This is a genomic window from Mesorhizobium sp. M8A.F.Ca.ET.165.01.1.1 (assembly GCF_004792065.1).
Lineage (GTDB): Bacteria > Pseudomonadota > Alphaproteobacteria > Rhizobiales > Rhizobiaceae > Mesorhizobium.
Window position 1 is genome coordinate 513569 of record NZ_SRTH01000001.1, and the last position, 16460, is coordinate 530028.

General features: G+C 64.4%; 17 protein-coding genes. 5 read left to right on the top strand and 12 right to left on the bottom strand.

Annotated features, from left to right (window positions below):
- The first annotated feature begins 93 nt into the window (after positions 1-93).
- Positions 94-999 (top strand): LysR family transcriptional regulator, encoded by a 906-nt coding sequence (locus tag EN808_RS02495; protein ID WP_135915045.1) that lies wholly within the window; start codon positions 94-96, stop codon positions 997-999.
- A 167-nt stretch (positions 1000-1166) separates the two neighbouring features.
- Here EN808_RS02495 and EN808_RS02500 read toward each other — a convergent pair whose 3' ends face one another.
- Genes EN808_RS02500 through flhA form a run of 3 tightly spaced genes read right to left on the bottom strand, consistent with a single transcriptional unit; the run spans position 1167 to position 4385 of the window.
- Positions 1167-1547 (bottom strand): hypothetical protein, encoded by a 381-nt coding sequence (locus EN808_RS02500; protein ID WP_135915046.1) that lies wholly within the window; start codon positions 1545-1547, stop codon positions 1167-1169.
- 1 nt (position 1548) lies between these two features.
- Complete coding sequence (gene fliR, locus EN808_RS02505; protein WP_127869889.1) at positions 1549-2301, bottom strand: flagellar biosynthetic protein FliR; 753 nt, start codon at positions 2299-2301, stop codon at positions 1549-1551.
- The gene (flhA, locus tag EN808_RS02510) at positions 2298-4385 is read right to left on the bottom strand and encodes a flagellar biosynthesis protein FlhA (protein WP_127869888.1); all 2088 of its coding nucleotides are present in this window, start codon (positions 4383-4385) and stop codon (positions 2298-2300) included. The genes fliR and flhA overlap by 4 nt, the downstream gene beginning before the upstream one ends.
- Positions 4386-4499: 114 nt before the next feature.
- Between flhA and EN808_RS02515 the strand changes: the two genes are divergently transcribed.
- Positions 4500-4799 (top strand): putative quinol monooxygenase, encoded by a 300-nt coding sequence (locus EN808_RS02515; protein WP_135915047.1) that lies wholly within the window; start codon positions 4500-4502, stop codon positions 4797-4799.
- A gap of 34 nt (positions 4800-4833) precedes the next feature.
- On the opposite strand, the gene EN808_RS02520 is transcribed toward EN808_RS02515, so the two are convergent.
- Entirely contained in the window at positions 4834-5313 is a 480-nt protein-coding gene (locus tag EN808_RS02520; RefSeq protein ID WP_135915048.1) for a MarR family transcriptional regulator, read from the bottom strand.
- Between the two features lie 62 nt (positions 5314-5375).
- Here EN808_RS02520 and EN808_RS02525 point away from each other — a divergent pair, with 62 nt between their 5' ends.
- From EN808_RS02525 to EN808_RS02535, 3 genes are all read left to right on the top strand, one after another.
- Positions 5376-6104, top strand: a complete 729-nt coding sequence (locus tag EN808_RS02525) for an NAD(P)-dependent oxidoreductase (protein WP_135881300.1) — start codon at positions 5376-5378, stop codon at positions 6102-6104.
- Positions 6105-6128: 24 nt separating this feature from the next.
- Complete coding sequence (locus tag EN808_RS02530) at positions 6129-6638, top strand: cupin domain-containing protein (RefSeq protein ID WP_127869884.1); 510 nt, start codon at positions 6129-6131, stop codon at positions 6636-6638.
- A gap of 154 nt (positions 6639-6792) precedes the next feature.
- Positions 6793-8574 carry a chloride channel protein gene (locus tag EN808_RS02535; protein WP_135915049.1) on the top strand — a complete coding sequence of 594 codons (1782 nt, stop codon included), beginning with the start codon at positions 6793-6795 and terminating at the stop codon, positions 8572-8574.
- Positions 8575-8596: 22 nt separating this feature from the next.
- Here EN808_RS02535 and EN808_RS02540 read toward each other — a convergent pair whose 3' ends face one another.
- The 8 genes from EN808_RS02540 to flgK all read right to left on the bottom strand — a co-directional run bounded on the left by EN808_RS02540 (position 8597) and on the right by flgK (position 16454).
- The gene (locus EN808_RS02540) at positions 8597-10240 is read right to left on the bottom strand and encodes an MFS transporter (protein ID WP_135865573.1); all 1644 of its coding nucleotides are present in this window, start codon (positions 10238-10240) and stop codon (positions 8597-8599) included.
- Between the two features lie 161 nt (positions 10241-10401).
- The gene (asnB, locus tag EN808_RS02545) at positions 10402-12270 is read right to left on the bottom strand and encodes an asparagine synthase (glutamine-hydrolyzing) (RefSeq protein ID WP_135915050.1); all 1869 of its coding nucleotides are present in this window, start codon (positions 12268-12270) and stop codon (positions 10402-10404) included.
- Positions 12271-12446: 176 nt separating this feature from the next.
- Positions 12447-12713: a flagellar biosynthesis protein FliQ gene (gene fliQ / locus EN808_RS02550; protein WP_013893193.1), complete on the bottom strand. Its 267-nt coding sequence runs from the start codon at positions 12711-12713 to the stop codon at positions 12447-12449.
- A gap of 12 nt (positions 12714-12725) precedes the next feature.
- Positions 12726-13133, bottom strand: a complete 408-nt coding sequence (flgD, locus tag EN808_RS02555) for a flagellar hook assembly protein FlgD (protein ID WP_127280391.1) — start codon at positions 13131-13133, stop codon at positions 12726-12728.
- Positions 13133-13576, bottom strand: coding sequence for a flagellar biosynthesis repressor FlbT (gene flbT, locus EN808_RS02560; RefSeq protein WP_127869880.1), 444 nt, complete (start codon positions 13574-13576; stop codon positions 13133-13135). The genes flgD and flbT overlap by 1 nt, the downstream gene beginning before the upstream one ends.
- Positions 13573-13920, bottom strand: a complete 348-nt coding sequence (flaF, locus tag EN808_RS02565) for a flagellar biosynthesis regulator FlaF (RefSeq protein WP_127869879.1) — start codon at positions 13918-13920, stop codon at positions 13573-13575. The genes flbT and flaF overlap by 4 nt, the downstream gene beginning before the upstream one ends.
- A 32-nt stretch (positions 13921-13952) precedes the next feature.
- On the bottom strand, positions 13953-14996 hold the full coding sequence (locus EN808_RS02570) for a flagellar hook-associated family protein (protein WP_135915051.1): 1044 nt from the start codon (positions 14994-14996) through the stop codon (positions 13953-13955).
- Positions 14997-14999: 3 nt separating this feature from the next.
- Entirely contained in the window at positions 15000-16454 is a 1455-nt protein-coding gene (gene flgK / locus EN808_RS02575; RefSeq protein ID WP_135915052.1) for a flagellar hook-associated protein FlgK, read from the bottom strand.
- Positions 16455-16460 lie beyond the last annotated feature (6 nt).

Below are 16460 nucleotides of genomic sequence, written 5' to 3' on the forward strand. Positions count from 1 at the left end.
ATATTCGGAGCTTACTGTGTCTCTTAGATATGATAAACGCCGAGGTTGAGAACTCACTGTTCTCTCTGCGGGGAACAATACCGAGGCGCGAAAATGCAGAATCTCGAACCCATCCTCATCTTCATAACGGTAGCGGAAATGGGGAGCTTCACTCACGCAGCCGACAGCTTGGGCATTCAAAAGGGAAGGGCCTCAATGGCGGTCCGCAAGCTGGAAGAAGATATCGGTGTCAGGCTCCTGCACCGGACGACGCGCAGCGTGCAGTTGACGGAAGACGGACGCGCATTTCATGCCCGTGCCCGCGATCTGCTTGCTGAGGTCGATGACTTACACTCGATGTTCGCAGGCGATCGCGTGGCACTTCGCGGGCGTCTGAGGGTCGATCTTCCGACCGAGGTTGCGCGCACAACGATCGTGCCGGCCTTGCCGGCCTTCATGGCGGCTCACCCCGAGTTGGAGCTGGAGATGTCGAGTACGGATCGGCAAGTCGATCTGGTTCAAGAGGGGTTCGACTGTGTATTGCGGCTTGGAGCCATCCGGGACGAAACGCTGATTGCCCGCCCTCTGGGCCTGTTGCGCATGGTCAACGCCGCCAGTCCCGCCTATCTGGCGCGCCACGGCGTCCCTCTATCGCTGGAAGATCTGCAGCGTCAGGAACATCGGACAATTCATTTTTCGACGGTGCTGGGCGCAAGACCCTTGGGATGGGAATATCCGGAAGGCGACAGCTACGCGACGCTTCAGTTGCCAGGTACGCTACACGTCAACAGCGCGCAGACCTACGACGCCGCTGCGCTCGCCGGCCTTGGCCTGATTCAGGCGCCACTCCTGGGGATTGGCCAATACCTGGAGAGCGGAACGCTTGTGGAGGTCCTACCCGATTTTCGTCGACGGGCGATCGCTGTGTCCCTCGTCGTGGCTCATCGGAGCAATCTGTCGCGCCGGGTCCGCGCATTCATGGCATGGATCGAAGACGTGCTGAGGCCGTATCTGGAATAGCGAGCCGAACATCTTCGTCCGTCCCTCGAAATCAACATTCTGAAGTAACGTCCGCCGTGTCGGCCAGGCGGCCCACCAGAATGGGGCATTGAAATCGGCTGACATGAGACGCAAAGCGGATGTCCACGCCTTCGGCGGACACGTCTCTGGATCAACAAAACTCGCCGCTATTCCTGCCGCTTCTGCGCGATTAGGTCCAGCCGCTCGCGGTCCGATCTCTCGCGCTCGTCGCGGTTGCGTACGTCCTTGTAGGCGCGCTCGACCATGTTGGTGCGGGCGCTTGCCGCGGCGATGAGGCCGGCCTCCTGCCTGGCGCTTTCCAGGTTCTCCTCCTGGCGCACGACAGCCTGGGCGATGCGGCGATGATAGAGATCGGGGAACAGGCCGGAGAGGGAATTGTCCTGGTCGAAATGGCCGATCAATTCACGGGCCTCGGTCTCGGCGGCGTTTGCCGCGGCGACGAAGGTGGCGTGGCGGGTCTCGTGCAGGGCCTTCAGCTGCGCCTGCACCTTGACCAGTTTCTTCAAGCGATCCTTGCGCGTGCTCATGTCACCTCGCCAGTGTGAGGTCGACGAAGCCGTCGACGAACAGCGACAGCATGGTGCCGACGGCGAAATAGAAGATCAGCATGCCGCCGGCGATGACGAAGGGCTGGGAAATGAAATAGATCGGGATCTGCGGCGTCAGCTTGTTGACGAAGCCGATCGTCAGGTTGACGAGAATGGCATAGGCGACGAAGGGGCTGCCGAGGCGGATGACCAGGAAGAACGTGTCCGACACGGTGTCGGTGATGTCGACCAGCGCTGCCTGCGGGTTGAAGAAGACGTTGACCGGCGCGACCGTGTAGGACGTCACCAGGGCACGGACGATCTCGTGGTCGAAGTCGAAGACGAACAGCATCAGCAGCGCCGAGAACGAAATGATGGCGGCGAGCGCCGCCTGCGGCTCCGGCTCCTCGATCGCCGGTCCGCCGGAGCCGCCATAGCCGATCAGCATGGCGATAGCCGAGCCCATGAAGCGCAGCGCTTCCATGTAGAGCCTGGTCATGGCGCCGATCAGCCCGCCGACCAGCAGTTCCGAAATGATCATCGGCACCAGGACCTGCGGACGCGGATCGACGAAGGGAAAGATCTTGTCCCACAGGAAGGCGAGCAGGCCGCCGGTGGCGGCGACCGCCACGAACAGCCTGACCTGGACGGGCACGCGGGCGCTGGACAGGCCCGGCATCAGCATGAAGCAGGCGCCGATGCGGCAGAAGGCGAGGAACGCCGCGATGACGACGGCCTGCGAGAGAACGCTCACGATATGGTCCCGAGCACCCTGATCTCGACGCCCTTGGCGATTTCGACGTGGGAGAGCACCGGCAGCGTGGTGAACAGGCGTTCGATGATCATGCGTACATAGGGGCGAGCGTCGGGCGCGGTGACCAGCACGAAGCGCTCGCCTGCTTCCAGATGTTTCTTGATCGCCTTGGTGGCGTCCTGGCCGAACTCCTCCAACTGGCGCGGATCGATGTCGAACTCGCGCACCTCGCCCTTGGCGTCGCGCTTGAGGCTCTGGTGGAAGGCAAGATCCCAGCGGTTGCCGAGGCGCAGCACCTTGAGCACGCCGCCTTCCGACAGGTCGCCGCAGATCTGCTGGGCCATTCGGATGCGCACATGCTCGACGATCTGCTCGGTGCGGCGCACATGCGGCGCGATCTCGGCTATGGCCTCGATGATCAAATGCAGATTGCGGATCGAGACGCGCTCGGCAAGCAGAAGCTTCAGCACTGCCTGCAGGCCGGGATAGGAGATGTGGGTGGTGCAGATCTCGTCGGCGAGCTTGCGGTATTCCTGGTCCTGGCGTTCGAGCAACGCCTTCATGTCCTTGTAGGAGAGCAGCTGCGGCAGGTTGTTGCGGATGACTTCCGAGAGATGGGTGAGCAGCACCGACATGTTGTCGGCGAAGGTGAAGTTCTCGCGCTTCAGGTCCTCGGCGAAGGTTTCCATGACGGAATAGGCGCGCATGCCGAAGGCTGGCTCGCGAATTTCCTCGCCGGGGATTTCGGGTATGTCGCGGTTGCCGAGCAGCACCATGATCTCGCCGACGCGCATCGAATATTCGGCAACCACGGTGCCGTGCACCTTGATCTGGTAACTTTTCGGCGGGATGGCGAAGTCGTCGGCGACACGGACTTCCGGAACGACGAAGCCGTATTGCTGCGCGAATTTCTTGCGCATCTTGGACATGCGGAAGACCAGTTCCTGATGCGAAACCAGGAGCCGGGTCGAAAGCTGCTTGCCGATCAGGAGTTCGATCTCGGCGGTGGCGAGCGAGGCCTTGACCGAGTTCTTCTCTTCCTCGGCCTTGGTCGCCTTCTCCTGGCTCTTCAATGCCTCGGCCTCGGCGACCGCGCGGTTGTGGCGCATCGGAATGACATAGCCGAGGCCAGCCATGCCGGCGGCCAGCGCGAAGAACGGGAACAGTGGCAGGCCGGGCATCAGGCCGAGCAGAACCAGCAGCGCCGCCGCCACATAGAGCGCGCGCGGATGGGCACCGAGTTGGCCGAACACGGCCTGGTTTGTGGAGCCGCGCGTGCCGCCCTTGGAAACCAAGAGGCCGGCGGCGAGCGAGACGATCAGCGCCGGGATCTGGGTGACGAGACCATCGCCAACCGACAGCTTGATGAACACGTCGGCGGCCTCGCCCATGCCCATGCCGTGCCTGATGTAGCCGATGGCGATGCCGCCGACGATGTTGATGGCGGTGATGATGAGGCCGGCAATGGCGTCGCCGCGCACGAATTTCGAGGCACCGTCCATCGAGCCGAAGAAGGAGGATTCCTCTTCCAGTTCGCGGCGGCGCAGCTGCGCGGTCTTGTCGTCGATCATGCCGGCGGAGAGATCGGCGTCGATCGACATCTGCTTGCCGGGGATGGCGTCGAGGGTGAAGCGGGCGCCCACCTCGGCGATACGGGTGGCACCCTTGGTGATGACGATGAAGTTCACCACGATCAGGATCATGAAGACGATGAGGCCGATGACGAAGTCGCTGGCCATGACCAGCTTGGAGAAGCCGGCGATGACATAGCCGGCGGCGTGCGTGCCCTCATTGCCATGCGACAGGATCATGCGCGTGGTGGCGATGTTGAGCGACAGGCGCAGCATGGTGGCGATGAGCAGCACGGTCGGGAACGAGGAGAAGTCGAGCGGCCGCTGGATCCACAGCGCCACCATCAGGATCAGCACCGAAAGCGCGATCGAGAAGGCCAGCCCGATGTCGATGAGAAAGGCCGGGATCGGCAGGAACAGCACGGCCAGGATGATGACGATGCCGAGCGCGAAAAAGATGTCGCGGCCGTTCTTGGCCACCGCGCCGGGCTGGATGCTTTCGCTGATCGCCATTCTCGTCCTCGAACCCATAGGGCTGCCGAGCATGCGACAGCCCGGCGAGGGTAGCTGGCCAAGCTTGCGCGAGGGTGGGAGAGTGGCCGGATCGACTCTCGCGAAGGACTATCCATGCTGCTGATCATCGGTACGATCCGCCTGCCGCTCGGCAGGCTCGACGAGGCAAGGCCGGTGATGGAGCGCATGGTTCGCGCCAGCCGCGCCGAGGACGGATGCCTTGAATATTCCTACGCGCAGGATGTGCTTGATCCCGGCTTGATCCGGGTCACCGAGGTATGGCGCGACCGGCCGGCACTCGATGCGCATTTCCGCTCGCCGCACATCGCCGACTGGCGCGCGAGCTGGCTGGGGCTCGGCATCGGCGAGCGCAATCTGGTGCTCTACGAGGCCGGCGAACCCATGCCGACCTGAACGGTCCGGCGCCTCGCCAGCCGCCAGCAAGCAATCAGGTTTCGGCGGTATCGGCGGTGGCAACGCCGACCAGCCACCGCCTGACGGCTCGTTCCTCCGACGCCGACAGACCGGTGGCCAGTTCGGTCTCGATCGCATGCACACGGTCCCGGCATCGCCGCAGCAGCGCCTGTCCACTGGGGCTGAGCTCGATATGCTGGATGCGCCCATGTACGGCGTGGGGCTTGCGCACCAGCGAGCCGGCGCGCTCCAGATTGGTGACGATGACGCTGAGCGTTTGCGGGGTGAGCAGCGCCAGCCGGGCAAGATCGGCGTTGGAGAGGCCGGGATAGGCCGCCAGCATGGTCAGCGTGACGAATTGCGGCTGCGTCACGCCGAGGTCGGCCAGCGCCCGGTCGACCCTCAGCCGATGCGCCCCGGCGGCCTGCCGCAGGAGATAGCCGAGATAGCCTTGCTCGCCGCGTTTGCCTTCGCCCGGAGCCGGAACCGAGGCATGTTGATCTGGCTTGCGCATGATGTAAGAGCTCTTATATGTTGTTCGAACCCTGATATTAAAGCAGAGCAAGGACGATGACGATGGCCTATCGGATTTTTCTCGCCGGCGCTTCGGGCGCCATCGGGCAGCGGCTGATCCCGCAACTCCTGGCCGCCGGCCATCAGGTGACGGGCACTACGCGCAATGCCGACAGAGCCGCCAAATTAGGGACCCTTGGCGTCGAGCCAGCGGTTGTGGACGTGTTCGATGCCGACGCACTGTCGCGGGCGATGCGTGCTGCCCGCCCCGACATCGTCGTCCACCAATTGACCGACCTGCCGGCAGGCCTGGACCCGAGCCGCATGGCCGAAGCTGTCGTGGGCAACGCCCGCATCCGCGAGGAGGGCACACGCAATCTGGTCGCCGCGGCCGTCGCATCCGGCGTCAGGCGCATGGTGGCGCAAAGCATCGCCTGGGCCTTCGCGCCAGGCTCCGAGCCGCATGCCGAGGCCGATCCGCTGGATAGCGGCGCGAGCGGCAATCGCGGAATCAGCGTCGGCGGGGTCATCGCGCTCGAAACGGCCGTGCTCAATGCACCATTCGCCGGCATCGTCCTGCGCTATGGCCAGCTCTACGGCCCCGGAACAGGAGCGGACACGCCCGCCGGCGCGTCGCCGCTGCATGTCGATGCGGCTGCCTATGCGGCGCTGCTTGCACTGGACAAGGGCGCGCCAGGCATCTTCAACATTGCCGAACCCAATGAGGCCGTCTCGACGCGAAAGGCGGCCGAGGAACTCGGCTGGCGCGCCGATTTCCGCTTGCCCGCCTGAACCAATCCGCTCGGAGACATCGACATGATCACCCATCAAGCTCGTTTGCGGACCGGCCAGTCCCTGATCGCCGTCAGTGCCGTCGCGGTTCTGTTCGCGCTGGCGGCCAAGTGGACCGGTCCGGGTTTGATGGCTGTCGAGCCGGTCGGCATGGAAACGCACATGAACATGGAAGGCGCTGCCGAGGGTAGCTCCGCCGCACGGCCCAAGACGGTCGTCACGCCTGTCTCCTGTGAAAGGCTACCCAACGTACCGGGCAAGTCGATCACCACGGTCGTCGTCGCATTTCCTCCAAATGCTTATACGCCCCGCCATCGGCATCCGGGCTCGGTCAGCGCCTTCGTGCTGAAGGGTACGCTGCGTTCACAACTGGCGGGCGGCCCCGTCGGCACCTATGCGCAGGGACAAACATGGTTCGAGCCGCCCGGGGCGATCCATCTCTTCGCCGAGAATGCCAGCACGACGGAGCCGGCCGAACTGCTGGCGACCTTCATTGCCGACGACGATTGCGGCCCGCTGACGATCCCGGATTGACCACCGCGCCGGTGGCTTTCCGATCCAGGGCTGGAAAGGCTGGCGGCATCGCGGCCATATTGGCGCCTTCGATGTCGGCATTGTGGTTGTCACGACGTGCCGCCCGGCGTATCAGGCGGGTCTTCCTTTGCCTTTGATATCGGCGAGCCGCCCCGTGCTTTCCAGAAACCAACCCCAAGTCTACGCCCGCCGGCTGCGCGCGGTGCTTCTGAGGTCAATCCCTCTGCTGGAGGCGCGCGGCATTGCCGTGGTCATCCTGGCGGGCGTTGTCGGCGTCATGGCGGGCATGCTGGTCACCGCGATGAGCCAGATCGTGCAGGATCTGCACGGGCTTCTGTTCGGCGTCCAGCCCGGCGGCCGGCTGTCCGGCATGTTCTCGCTTGCCGATCCGATGCAGGCACTGATCCCGGCGATCGGCGGCATCCTGCTCGGGATATCGGTGGTCTGGCTCAGGCTTCGGAAATTCCGCACGCCGGTCGACCCGATCGAGGCCAACGCGCTCTATGGTGGGCGCATGTCACTGACCGATACCTTCATCATCGTCGTCCAGACGATGATTTCCAGCGGCTTCGGCGCTTCGGTCGGCCTGGAGGCCGGCTATACGCAGGTCGGCTCCGGCGTCGCCTCGCGGCTGGCGCGCGCCTTCCGGTTGCGCCGCAACGATGTCCGCATCCTGGTCGGCTGCGGCGCCGCCGGCGCCATAGCCGCCGCCTTCGATGCGCCGCTGACCGGCGCCTTCTACGGTTTCGAACTGGTCATCGGCATCTACTCGGTCGCCAATGTCGCGCCGGTCATGACCGCGGCGATCTCCGCCTCGCTGACGGCGGAAGTGTTCGGCGGCGTGCCGTTTCCGCTCGAGCTCTCAGGGTTGCCGCAACTCACCGCCAGCCAATATGTGCCGTTCCTGCTGCTCGGCCTGCTTGGCGGGGCGGCCTCGATCGCCATCATGCAACTGGTCACGCTGATCGAACGCGGTTTCAACAGGCTGTCGGTCGATGCCTCGCTGCGCCCCGTCATCGGCGGTGTCCTGGTCGGGCTCCTGGGGCTGATCACGCCGCAGGTCCTGTCCAGCGGCCACGGCGCGCTGCATCGCGAGTTCGCCATGAATTACGGGCTGGCGGTGGTGGCGAGCGTCTTCGTGCTGAAGCTGGCGGCGTCGGCCATCTCGCTGGGCTCGGGCTTTCGCGGCGGCCTGTTCTTCGCCTCGCTGTTCCTCGGCGCGCTGCTCGGCAAGGCGTTTGCCGGTGTCATGGCGCTCGTCTCGCCGGCCACTGGCATCGACCCCTCCGTCGCCGCCGTCGTCGGCATGACGTCGCTTGCCGTCGGTGTCGTCGGCGGTCCGCTGACCATGACCTTCCTGGCGCTGGAATCGACACGCGACCTGACGCTCACCGGCGTGGTGCTGGCCGCCTCGATCATGGCGGCGATCCTGGTGCGCGAGACCTTCGGCTATTCGTTCTCCACCTGGCGCTTCCACCTGCGCGGCGAGACGATCCGCAGCGCCCACGATGTCGGCTGGATGCGCAGCCTGACCGTCGGCTCGATGATGCGCAAGGATATCAAGACCATCGATGCGTCGACGACGCTGGCCGCCTTCCGCAAGGAATTCCCGCTGGGGTCGGCCCAGCGCGTAATCGCCGTCGATCCGGGGGATGAGTATGTCGGCGTGCTGATCGTGGCCGAACTGCACAGCGATCCCTCCGGAGGCGAGGCGCCGGTGCGCGATCTTGCCCAGTACAAGGATGCCGTGCTGGTGCCGAGCATGAACGTGCAGGCCGCCGCCGAGACCTTCCAGCGCGCCGGCGCCGAGGAATTGGCCGTGGTCGAGGACTTCGCCGACCACATCGTGCTCGGGCTGCTGACCGAGGGCCATTTGATGCGGCGCTATGCCGAGGAACTCGAAAAGGCGCGCCGGGACCTGTCGGGGGAGGGATAAGCCGCCTGCGTTCTCCGAGTCGTCAGTGCTCGATCGGTCCCTTGGCCGGCACCAGAGCCGTTCCGGCTGTCGTCGGGCGCTCGATGACGCGGCGCACGCGCGGCGGCTCGTCGCCCGAGTGCAGCGCCCGCAAGCGTTCGCCGACCATGGCATCGGCATGGGTGATGCGGCCGTTATGCCTGACATATTCGAGCCAGGTCGGCGTGTGGTAATGCTCGATCCAGATCGACGGATTTTCGAGATCGCGCGCCAGCGTCCAGTTGCGGGCGCCGTCACGGCGGCGGATGCGGCCGCGCTCGGCCATGGTGGCGAGGAATTCCGCCTCGTCCTCGCGCCGGATCACATATTCGATCATGATGGCGATCGGGCCGCTGCGCGGCTTGAGGTCGAGCGCGAGGTGCGGTTCCTTGAAGCGGTTGAGCGGGTCGAGGTTGAGCACCTGCTGCTGCGGCAGCGGCAGCACGAGGCCGATGGCGCCGCCGGCCAGCATGGCGATGGCCGCGGCGATCAGCGCCGTCTCGGCGCCATGCGCATCGGCAACGACACCCCAGATCCAGCTGCCCAGCGCGATGCCGCCGAAGGTGGCGGTCTGGTAGACAGACAGGACCCGGCCGACCACCCAGCGCGGTGTCGCCATCTGCACGGTGACGTTGAAATGGGACAGCGCGATCACCCAGCAGGCACCGCCGACCAGCAGGCCGAGCGAGGTCTGCCAGGCATGCTGGCTGATGGCGGCGTTGAAGGCGCAGGCAGCGAAGCCGGCGAAGGCACAGCGCACCATCGTCTCGCTGGAGAGCAACTGCCGCAGCCGCACGCTGATCAGCGCGCCGCCGACAGCACCGATGCCGAAGGCGCCCAGCATGATGCCGTAGGTCAGCGCGTCGCCCTTGACGACGTCGCGCGCCACCAGCGGCAGCAGCGCCAGCACCGCGCCGGCGCTGAAGCCAAAGGCCGCGCCCCTGACCAGCACCTTGCCGATGTTGGGCGACATGGCGACGTAACGCAGGCCGGCGCCCATGGCGGCCCCCAATGACTCGCGCGGCAAGGTCGAGACCGGTAGATCCGGTTTCCAGCGTGCCAGCACGACGATGAGGCCGATATAGCTCACCGCGTTCGCCGCGAAGGCGGCGGCCGCGCCGGCGGCCGCGACGATGATGCCGCCGATCGCCGGGCCGACGCTGCGGGTCAGGTTGAACCCCATGGAATTCAGCGCCACGGCGGCAGGCACCTTGTTGCGCGGAACGATGTCGCCGACGGAGGCCTGCCATGACGGGCTGTTGAGCGCCGTGCCGCTGTCGATCAGGAAGGTAAAGGCCAGCAGCGTCCACGGCGTGATCAGGTCCAGATAGGTGAACGCGGTCAGAAGCACCGAAACGACCAGCATGAAGGTCTGGGCGACCAGCATCACCTTGCGGCGGTCGAAGCTGTCGGCGATGGCGCCGGCGACAAGCGCGAACAGCATGATCGGCAAGGTGGTCGAGGCCTGGACCAGGGCGACCTGATAGGGCGAGGTGGCGATGGTGGTCATCATCCAGGCGGCGCCGACGCCCTGGATCAAGCCGCCGAAATTGGAGACGAGACTTGCGCCCCAGACGGCGCGGAAGATGCCGTGCCGGAACGGCGCCAGCGCCGAGACGCTTTCGCTATCCGGCTTTTCGTCAATCATCGGTGGGTTCCTGCCACGGCGCGCTGATCCTTGCGGTGATCCGTTTCCCCGCATGATTTGCCGAAACTATGGCATCGCGGCGCAAAGGGCGAATGCCTTGCGGGGAAGATCATGGTCCAACAAGGGGATAGCGAAGGGCCACACGCCTCCAACCTGACGTTTCAGCGCGCCTCGGCGACGGCCGCGTGCAGTGCCTCGGTCAGGTGGCCGGTGGATTGGCCGCCGGCATGGAGACGAAGGAAAAGCTCCATTCCCACCAGCCGAAGCCTCGAGGCCTGATCGCGCCTGGCGAGGTCGATCAGGTCCGCGACCGAAGATGCCGGCCACTTCATCGCATCGCGCAGAAAGCCGCCATGCAACAGGGACTCGGTGCCGGCTGTGAAGTTCGCCGATACCTGGAAACCGTTCTTCCTGGCCCTCACGTTCTGAAGTGGAATGTGTTTTTCCGCGACTTTCTTCAAAAGCCATTTTCCTTGCTTCTGGCGATATTTGTGTCGCCGAGGCAGATGGATCGCGAAGTCGATCAGCCGGTTTTCGAGGAATGGTACCCTGAGTTCAACCGAGGCCGCCATGCTGAGCCGGTCATGCCGGTTCAGCAGATCCTGCAGATGCGAATACATGTCGTGAAGGCAGCATCCGAGCAAGGCGCGGTCGCCAAGCGGCGTCACCGGCTCCAGCCGGTCGAAGATCTTCGCTTGAAGGAAATTCAATTCCGGCGAAAGCGCCCTGAGCACGATGTTGCGATCCCAGGCATGGCCACCCGCGATCGATGTGCGGAACGGGGCATGACGCTGGCGCTCGAATTTGCGGGTCAGGCTTCGCTTCGAAAGAAACAGCCGCCTCGGCCAGGACCAGGGCCGCCACAATTTCAGGCTGGCTTCCTGCCAGTCGTAGCCGCCAAAGAGTTCGTCGGCGCCTTCACCGGTCAGCAGCACCTTGATGCCATCGGCCCGGCACTGCTCGGCGAGCGCGAGCAGGCAGACATGGCTTGCATGCCAACCGTCGCTTTCCAGATGCCAGATGGTCTTCGGCCATAGGTCGAGGAACCGGTCCTTGTCGACCGGCACCCTGTTCAGCGGCACATGGGCTTGGCTGGCGGTGCGCTCGGCGTCATCGGCTTCGCTGTGGCCAATGCCGGGATCGACGACATAGGCCGTCATCTCCGGCCTGAACCGTTTGGCCAGCGTGGTGACGAGACCAGAATCGACACCGCCGCTGCAGGCCGCGGCCAGGCTGGTATCGGCGATGCAATGGAGCTCGACGCTGTCCTTGATCAGCGCTTCCAGCGTTGCCATGTGCTCGGCGTCGCTGGCCGTATCGCCAACGATGCGGGCGGGGACGAGCGCATCGAGGACATGCCAGAAACAGCGCTTCTCAATGCCGGCATCGCTGATCTTCCACAGGCCTGCCGGCGGCAGCCGCTCTATGCCCTGGAACAGGCTGGAACAGGAGTCACGGCTCTGCCAGGCAAGGCGCAAGGTGATCTCGCGCGCATCCACGCTCCGTGCAACGCCATCGCAGGCCAGGATCGCCTTGTCCTCGGAGGCGAACAGGATTCGCTCACCCGTCTCGGCCACCGACATCGGCTTGATGCCGAGACGATCGCGCGCGAGCCACAGGGCGCCGGCACGCGCGTCGAAATAGGCGATGGCGAACATGCCGTCGAACATCGGGATCGCCTTGTCCGGCCCCCAGTGATGCAGCGCTTCGAGAACCACCTCTGTATCCGAGACCGTCCGGAACCGCCTGCCATCAGCCTCCAGCGCGTCCCGCAGCGAGCGATAATTGTAGACCTCGCCATTGTAGACCAGCACGCCCTTGCCACAGGCCGTGAGCATGGGCTCGCGCGCCTGCGCGGACAGATCGATGATCGACAGCCGCCGGTGACCGAGCGCCAGCCGGCTGTCGTTCCAGCTGGCATGGTCGTCGGGCCCGCGATGGGCCAGCGCCTGCATCATGCTGTTGACGTCGGCGATGTCGCCGCCGCTGATCGGATCGCGTTTGCGCCAGACGCCGGCTATGCCGCACATGGCGTGCCGGCCGGTCTGGGCTGGTCCGGGGTTCTGCGAGAAGCCATTGGGACAAAACGATCGCCTGGCCGGGAGTGGCCAACACGGCAATCTAGCCGGAACCGGGTCAACCGCAAGCGGGCCGCCGCTTTCAGGGCATTCCGAATGGAAGCCGTACCGTCCCGGAAGGTTCCAGATCAGAAACCGTTCTGGATGCGCTCGAAGATGACATTGGTGAAAGCCGATATCTGGCCGCCGATGAAGGGACCCGTAAGCGCCACCACCAGCATGATGGCGACGATCTTCGGCACGAAGGTCAAGGTGATCTCCTGGACCTGCGTCAGTGCCTGGATGAGCGCGATGCCGATGCCGACCGCCATTGCGACCAGCACCACCGGCGCGGAGGCGGTCAGCACCGTCCACACCGCATACTGGACGATGTCGAGAGCGTCGGCCTCATTCATGTGGCGGTTGGCCTAGCTCGCCGGCTTGATCGATACGCCCGCGCCGACGGGGACCGTGGTGCCATCCTGCAGCACCGCGATCAGTCCGTTGCTGCCAAGCGTCACCGACGCCACCGTGCCCGTGGTCTTGCCATCGGCCGAGGTGATGTTGCGGCCTATGAGAGCGTCGGCTTGCGACAGCGCCGACGACTGCATGATCTGGTCGAGCTTGGTGTTGGTCTGCACTGACTGCTCGACCTGCGAGAAGGTGGCGAGCTGGGCGACGTACTGCGTCGAATCCATCGGCTTGGTCGGATCCTGGTTCTTCATCTCGGCGATCAGAAGTTTCAGGAACGAGTTATAGTCGACGGCGGTCTTGGCGGTCTGCGTGGTGGTCTGGTTGGCGCCAACCGGTATCGAAGTCGTCATGTCCACGGTCATTAGTATCGTGCTCCCACGGCCAGCGGGCGCGCGGCGCCCGGAACGTCGTCATTGCCGCCAAGCGCGCGGCGTTCGAGAGGATAAAGCGAACGGATCGCCTTCAAGGCCTCGTAGATGTGATCCTCGCCGACCATGCGGTCGACCTGTTTCAGCGCGTTGCCGATCTCGGCGTCTTCGAAGCTTGCAATGAGCAGCGGCAGCGAGCGGCGGAACATCTCGCGCGCTTCATCGGCACCAGCGGGGTTCATCAGCATGACCTGCACGATGAAGTAGAGCTGCCGCAATGGCGTCGACGCCTCGTCGGCCTGGATCACGTGGCTCTCGAGCAGGAACTGCACGTCGTTCATCAGCTCGACGGTGACCTTGCGGTCGACGCGGATGACCGCACCGTTGATGTAGATCTTCTCGTTGGGCTTCAGTGATATCTTCAGCGTGTTGGTCATTGAATGCCGTCGCGGATGATCTGGGATACTTCGATCAGCCCCTCGAAATTGTCGGTGCGGCCCTGGCGGATGTCCTCCGCCTCGCGCAGCAGCCACAGGCCGATGGAAATCAGGTTGGCGCGCAATTCCTTGGGGAGCGCATTGTCGCTGGAGCCGAGGTCTTCGACGAAGACAGTCCAGATACGGTTGGTGAAATTCAGTGCCTCCACGGCCTCCATCGAATCCCGGCCGGCCGCCGCAGCAGCCGACAGCATGTCGATCGAGCGAGTCAGCAGCTCGCGCTCGCGGTCCTTGGCGTCCGTGACGGAGGTGCTTTGGACGTCGGCGTAGGAGAATTGGTACATCGTTGGCTCTACCGTTCCGGTTCAGAGTGCTTTCAGGTCAGGTAATTCAACAGGCTGAGCTGCTGCAGGCGCGCCGTCAGAGCGAAAGACGTCTCGATATGCTGCGTCAGGTCGGCGACGCGGGTCGCGGCTTCCGCCGGATCGACTGCTTCGAGATCCAGAATGTGCCGTTCGAACAGGTCGATCTGCGTTTTCATACGGTCGCTGGCGTCGGACACGCGCTTCTGGACGATACCGGTCTGGGATTGGACCTGCGCGATGCCGCTCAGCGCCTCGCCGACCAGTTTCTGCGAGTGGTCGATGATGCTGTCCTTTGCCGCCTGGCTGATATTGGTGGACATCAGGCTGGAGACCATGGCCGCCGCCATGGCGAGCTTCCTGATGCCGTCGTTGTTGGCGCCGGTCGAGGTCTCGGTGGTTTCGTTGAGCGCGATGCGGCTGACGATCTGCTGGTCGGTGGCATTCGACATGTTGGTCTGCCAGCCCGGGCCGAGGAACTGCGGCGTGACATAGTTGGTGATGAAATCGTCCATCTGGGCCGCGGTGATGTTGGCCGCGAGCGGGTCAGCGGGCGTGAAGCCGAATTTGGCGACGAAGGAGGCGTCGAAGGCAGCCTTGGCGGGAGAGCCGGCGGCGGTGAAATCGTTGATCGGCTTGACGTCGGTGTTGGTGCCAGCGAACAGATATTCGCCGTTGACGCTCGTGTTGAGGATCGACGTAAGCTGCTGGATAGTTGTCTGGCCGGTCGATTGGGTCAGGCTGTCTGAGTTGTCGCCCGACGATGCGGTGGTCAGGCTGGACAGGAAAGTCTGCGCGACGTTGGAGAGCTGGCCGAGCGAAGTCTGGGTCGACGAGAGCCGGGCGGCCACCAGTCCGTTGGAATCGACAATGACGTTGAGCCGGTCGAGGTCGCGCGAAAAGGTAACGGACTGGGCGGTACGTCCACCAAGTGCCAGACCGACATCGGCGACCTTGCCGGTCGAGGACTCCTTCGTGGCTTTGACGAGATCGGCTTGCATGCGCATCTGCTGATAGCGCATGGCATTCGTAAGGGCAGCAGAGGAGACGAAGGTCATGGCTTATCCCACCGCGTTCAACAGCGCCGTCATCATTTCGTCGACGGTCTTCATCATCCGGGCGGATGCCTGATAGGTGTGCTCGAGATCGAGCATCAGCGACATTTCCTGATCGACATTGACGCCGGTTGCGTTGGACAAGGCATCGGCACTGCGCTGTGCCAGGGCTTCCTTGGCGTCGGCGGCGGTCGAAGCCTGCTGACGAATGCCCTGCAACCAGCCGATCGAATTGGCGGCGTAGTCGGCAACGCTGGAGGTTGCCGAAATCCCGGCCGAGGGATCGAACGTCATCGGCTTGTCGAGCTGGTCGCCATAGGCGACCAGAAGATTGGAGTATGAAGGCCCGCCAGTGGTGTTGGCGACGTAGGCGGCGCCGTTGGCGCCCCCATCGCGCAGCAATGTCGGGTTGCCGCCGGCGCTGGGGTCCATCGCGGCATTGATCTTGATCGTTCCAGCAAGGCCATCGACGAGCGTGCCTGCGGCTGGCACCGCCGGTGCGCCCGGCCAGGTGAACAGGCCGGCCGCGTTGGGCATGGACGGTGCGGTTTCGGCAAAGGCGGTGATCAGGCCGCGCGCGGTTTCGTCGAGCTGGCCCTGCATTGTCGAGGCGACGCCGTCACGCAATTGCAGCAGGCCGGCAATCGTGCCGCTGGCGGTGGTGTTGCCGCCGCTGCCCGCCGAGACCGGTACGTTGTCGATATAGACGGTGTTGCCGGCCGCACCCGCCGCATAGCCCGAAGATGGGGCGAAGCTGACGGTGCGTGGGATCGTCTCGAACAATGTCGTGCCGTCACCCGTGGTGATGACCATGTCATTGTCGCCACGCGTGAAGGTCGATACCGGAATGTAATTGGCGATCTTCTTCAACAATGCGTCGCGTTGGTCTAGCGCATCGGAAACGTCGGTGCCGGAACGGGTTCCGGACATGACCGCCGTGTTGGCATCCTGGAACTGGTTGAGCAGCGAGTTGAGATCTTTGACGGCGGTATCGATCTGGCCGTCGGTTTGGGTACGAAAGTCCTGAATGGCCTTGGAGCCTTCATTCAGGGACCGCACGACCTGTTTGGCCGCGTCGATGACGCTCGCGCCAAGATTCTGGTTGGACGGCGAGGTCGCGTATAGTTGCAGCGCCTGCTGCAGGTTGCCGATCGCAGTCGATGGTGAGGAGGCGTTGTCGACGCCATTCACTGAAACGTCGAGCTGATCCATGCCGCTGTAAAGCGCGCTCTGGCCGGCGTAGGCGGACAGGGCGCCGAGGTTCTGGCGAAACAGCAGGTCGTTGGCTGCACGCTGGACATCAACCGAACGTGCGCCGGGGCTCGTGCTGGTGACGAGCGCGATGCGGCGCGAATAGTTCGGATTGTCGGCGTCTGCCACATTGCGCGTGACGACGCTTGTCTGCCGCGAGGTGGCCAGAAGCGCCGATTGGGCGATGCTCAGTGCGGTGGAAAGCGACATGCTGGT

Excerpts from the sequence above, each read along its gene's own strand:
- EN808_RS02495 (WP_135915045.1), top strand. The coding sequence starts at position 94 with ATGCAGAATCTCGAACCCATCCTCATCTTCATAACGGTAGCGGAAATG.
- EN808_RS02500 (WP_135915046.1), bottom strand. The coding sequence starts at position 1,547 with ATGAGCACGCGCAAGGATCGCTTGAAGAAACTGGTCAAGGTGCAGGCG.
- flhA (WP_127869888.1), bottom strand. The coding sequence starts at position 4,385 with ATGGCGATCAGCGAAAGCATCCAGCCCGGCGCGGTGGCCAAGAACGGC.
- EN808_RS02515 (WP_135915047.1), top strand. The coding sequence starts at position 4,500 with ATGCTGCTGATCATCGGTACGATCCGCCTGCCGCTCGGCAGGCTCGAC.
- EN808_RS02520 (WP_135915048.1), bottom strand. The coding sequence starts at position 5,313 with ATGCGCAAGCCAGATCAACATGCCTCGGTTCCGGCTCCGGGCGAAGGC.
- EN808_RS02525 (WP_135881300.1), top strand. The coding sequence starts at position 5,376 with ATGGCCTATCGGATTTTTCTCGCCGGCGCTTCGGGCGCCATCGGGCAG.
- EN808_RS02530 (WP_127869884.1), top strand. The coding sequence starts at position 6,129 with ATGATCACCCATCAAGCTCGTTTGCGGACCGGCCAGTCCCTGATCGCC.
- EN808_RS02540 (WP_135865573.1), bottom strand. The coding sequence starts at position 10,240 with ATGATTGACGAAAAGCCGGATAGCGAAAGCGTCTCGGCGCTGGCGCCG.
- asnB (WP_135915050.1), bottom strand. The coding sequence starts at position 12,270 with ATGTGCGGCATAGCCGGCGTCTGGCGCAAACGCGATCCGATCAGCGGC.
- fliQ (WP_013893193.1), bottom strand. The coding sequence starts at position 12,713 with ATGAATGAGGCCGACGCTCTCGACATCGTCCAGTATGCGGTGTGGACG.
- flgD (WP_127280391.1), bottom strand. The coding sequence starts at position 13,133 with ATGACCGTGGACATGACGACTTCGATACCGGTTGGCGCCAACCAGACC.
- flbT (WP_127869880.1), bottom strand. The coding sequence starts at position 13,576 with ATGACCAACACGCTGAAGATATCACTGAAGCCCAACGAGAAGATCTAC.
- flaF (WP_127869879.1), bottom strand. The coding sequence starts at position 13,920 with ATGTACCAATTCTCCTACGCCGACGTCCAAAGCACCTCCGTCACGGAC.
- EN808_RS02570 (WP_135915051.1), bottom strand. The coding sequence starts at position 14,996 with ATGACCTTCGTCTCCTCTGCTGCCCTTACGAATGCCATGCGCTATCAG.
- flgK (WP_135915052.1), bottom strand. The coding sequence starts at position 16,454 with ATGTCGCTTTCCACCGCACTGAGCATCGCCCAATCGGCGCTTCTGGCC.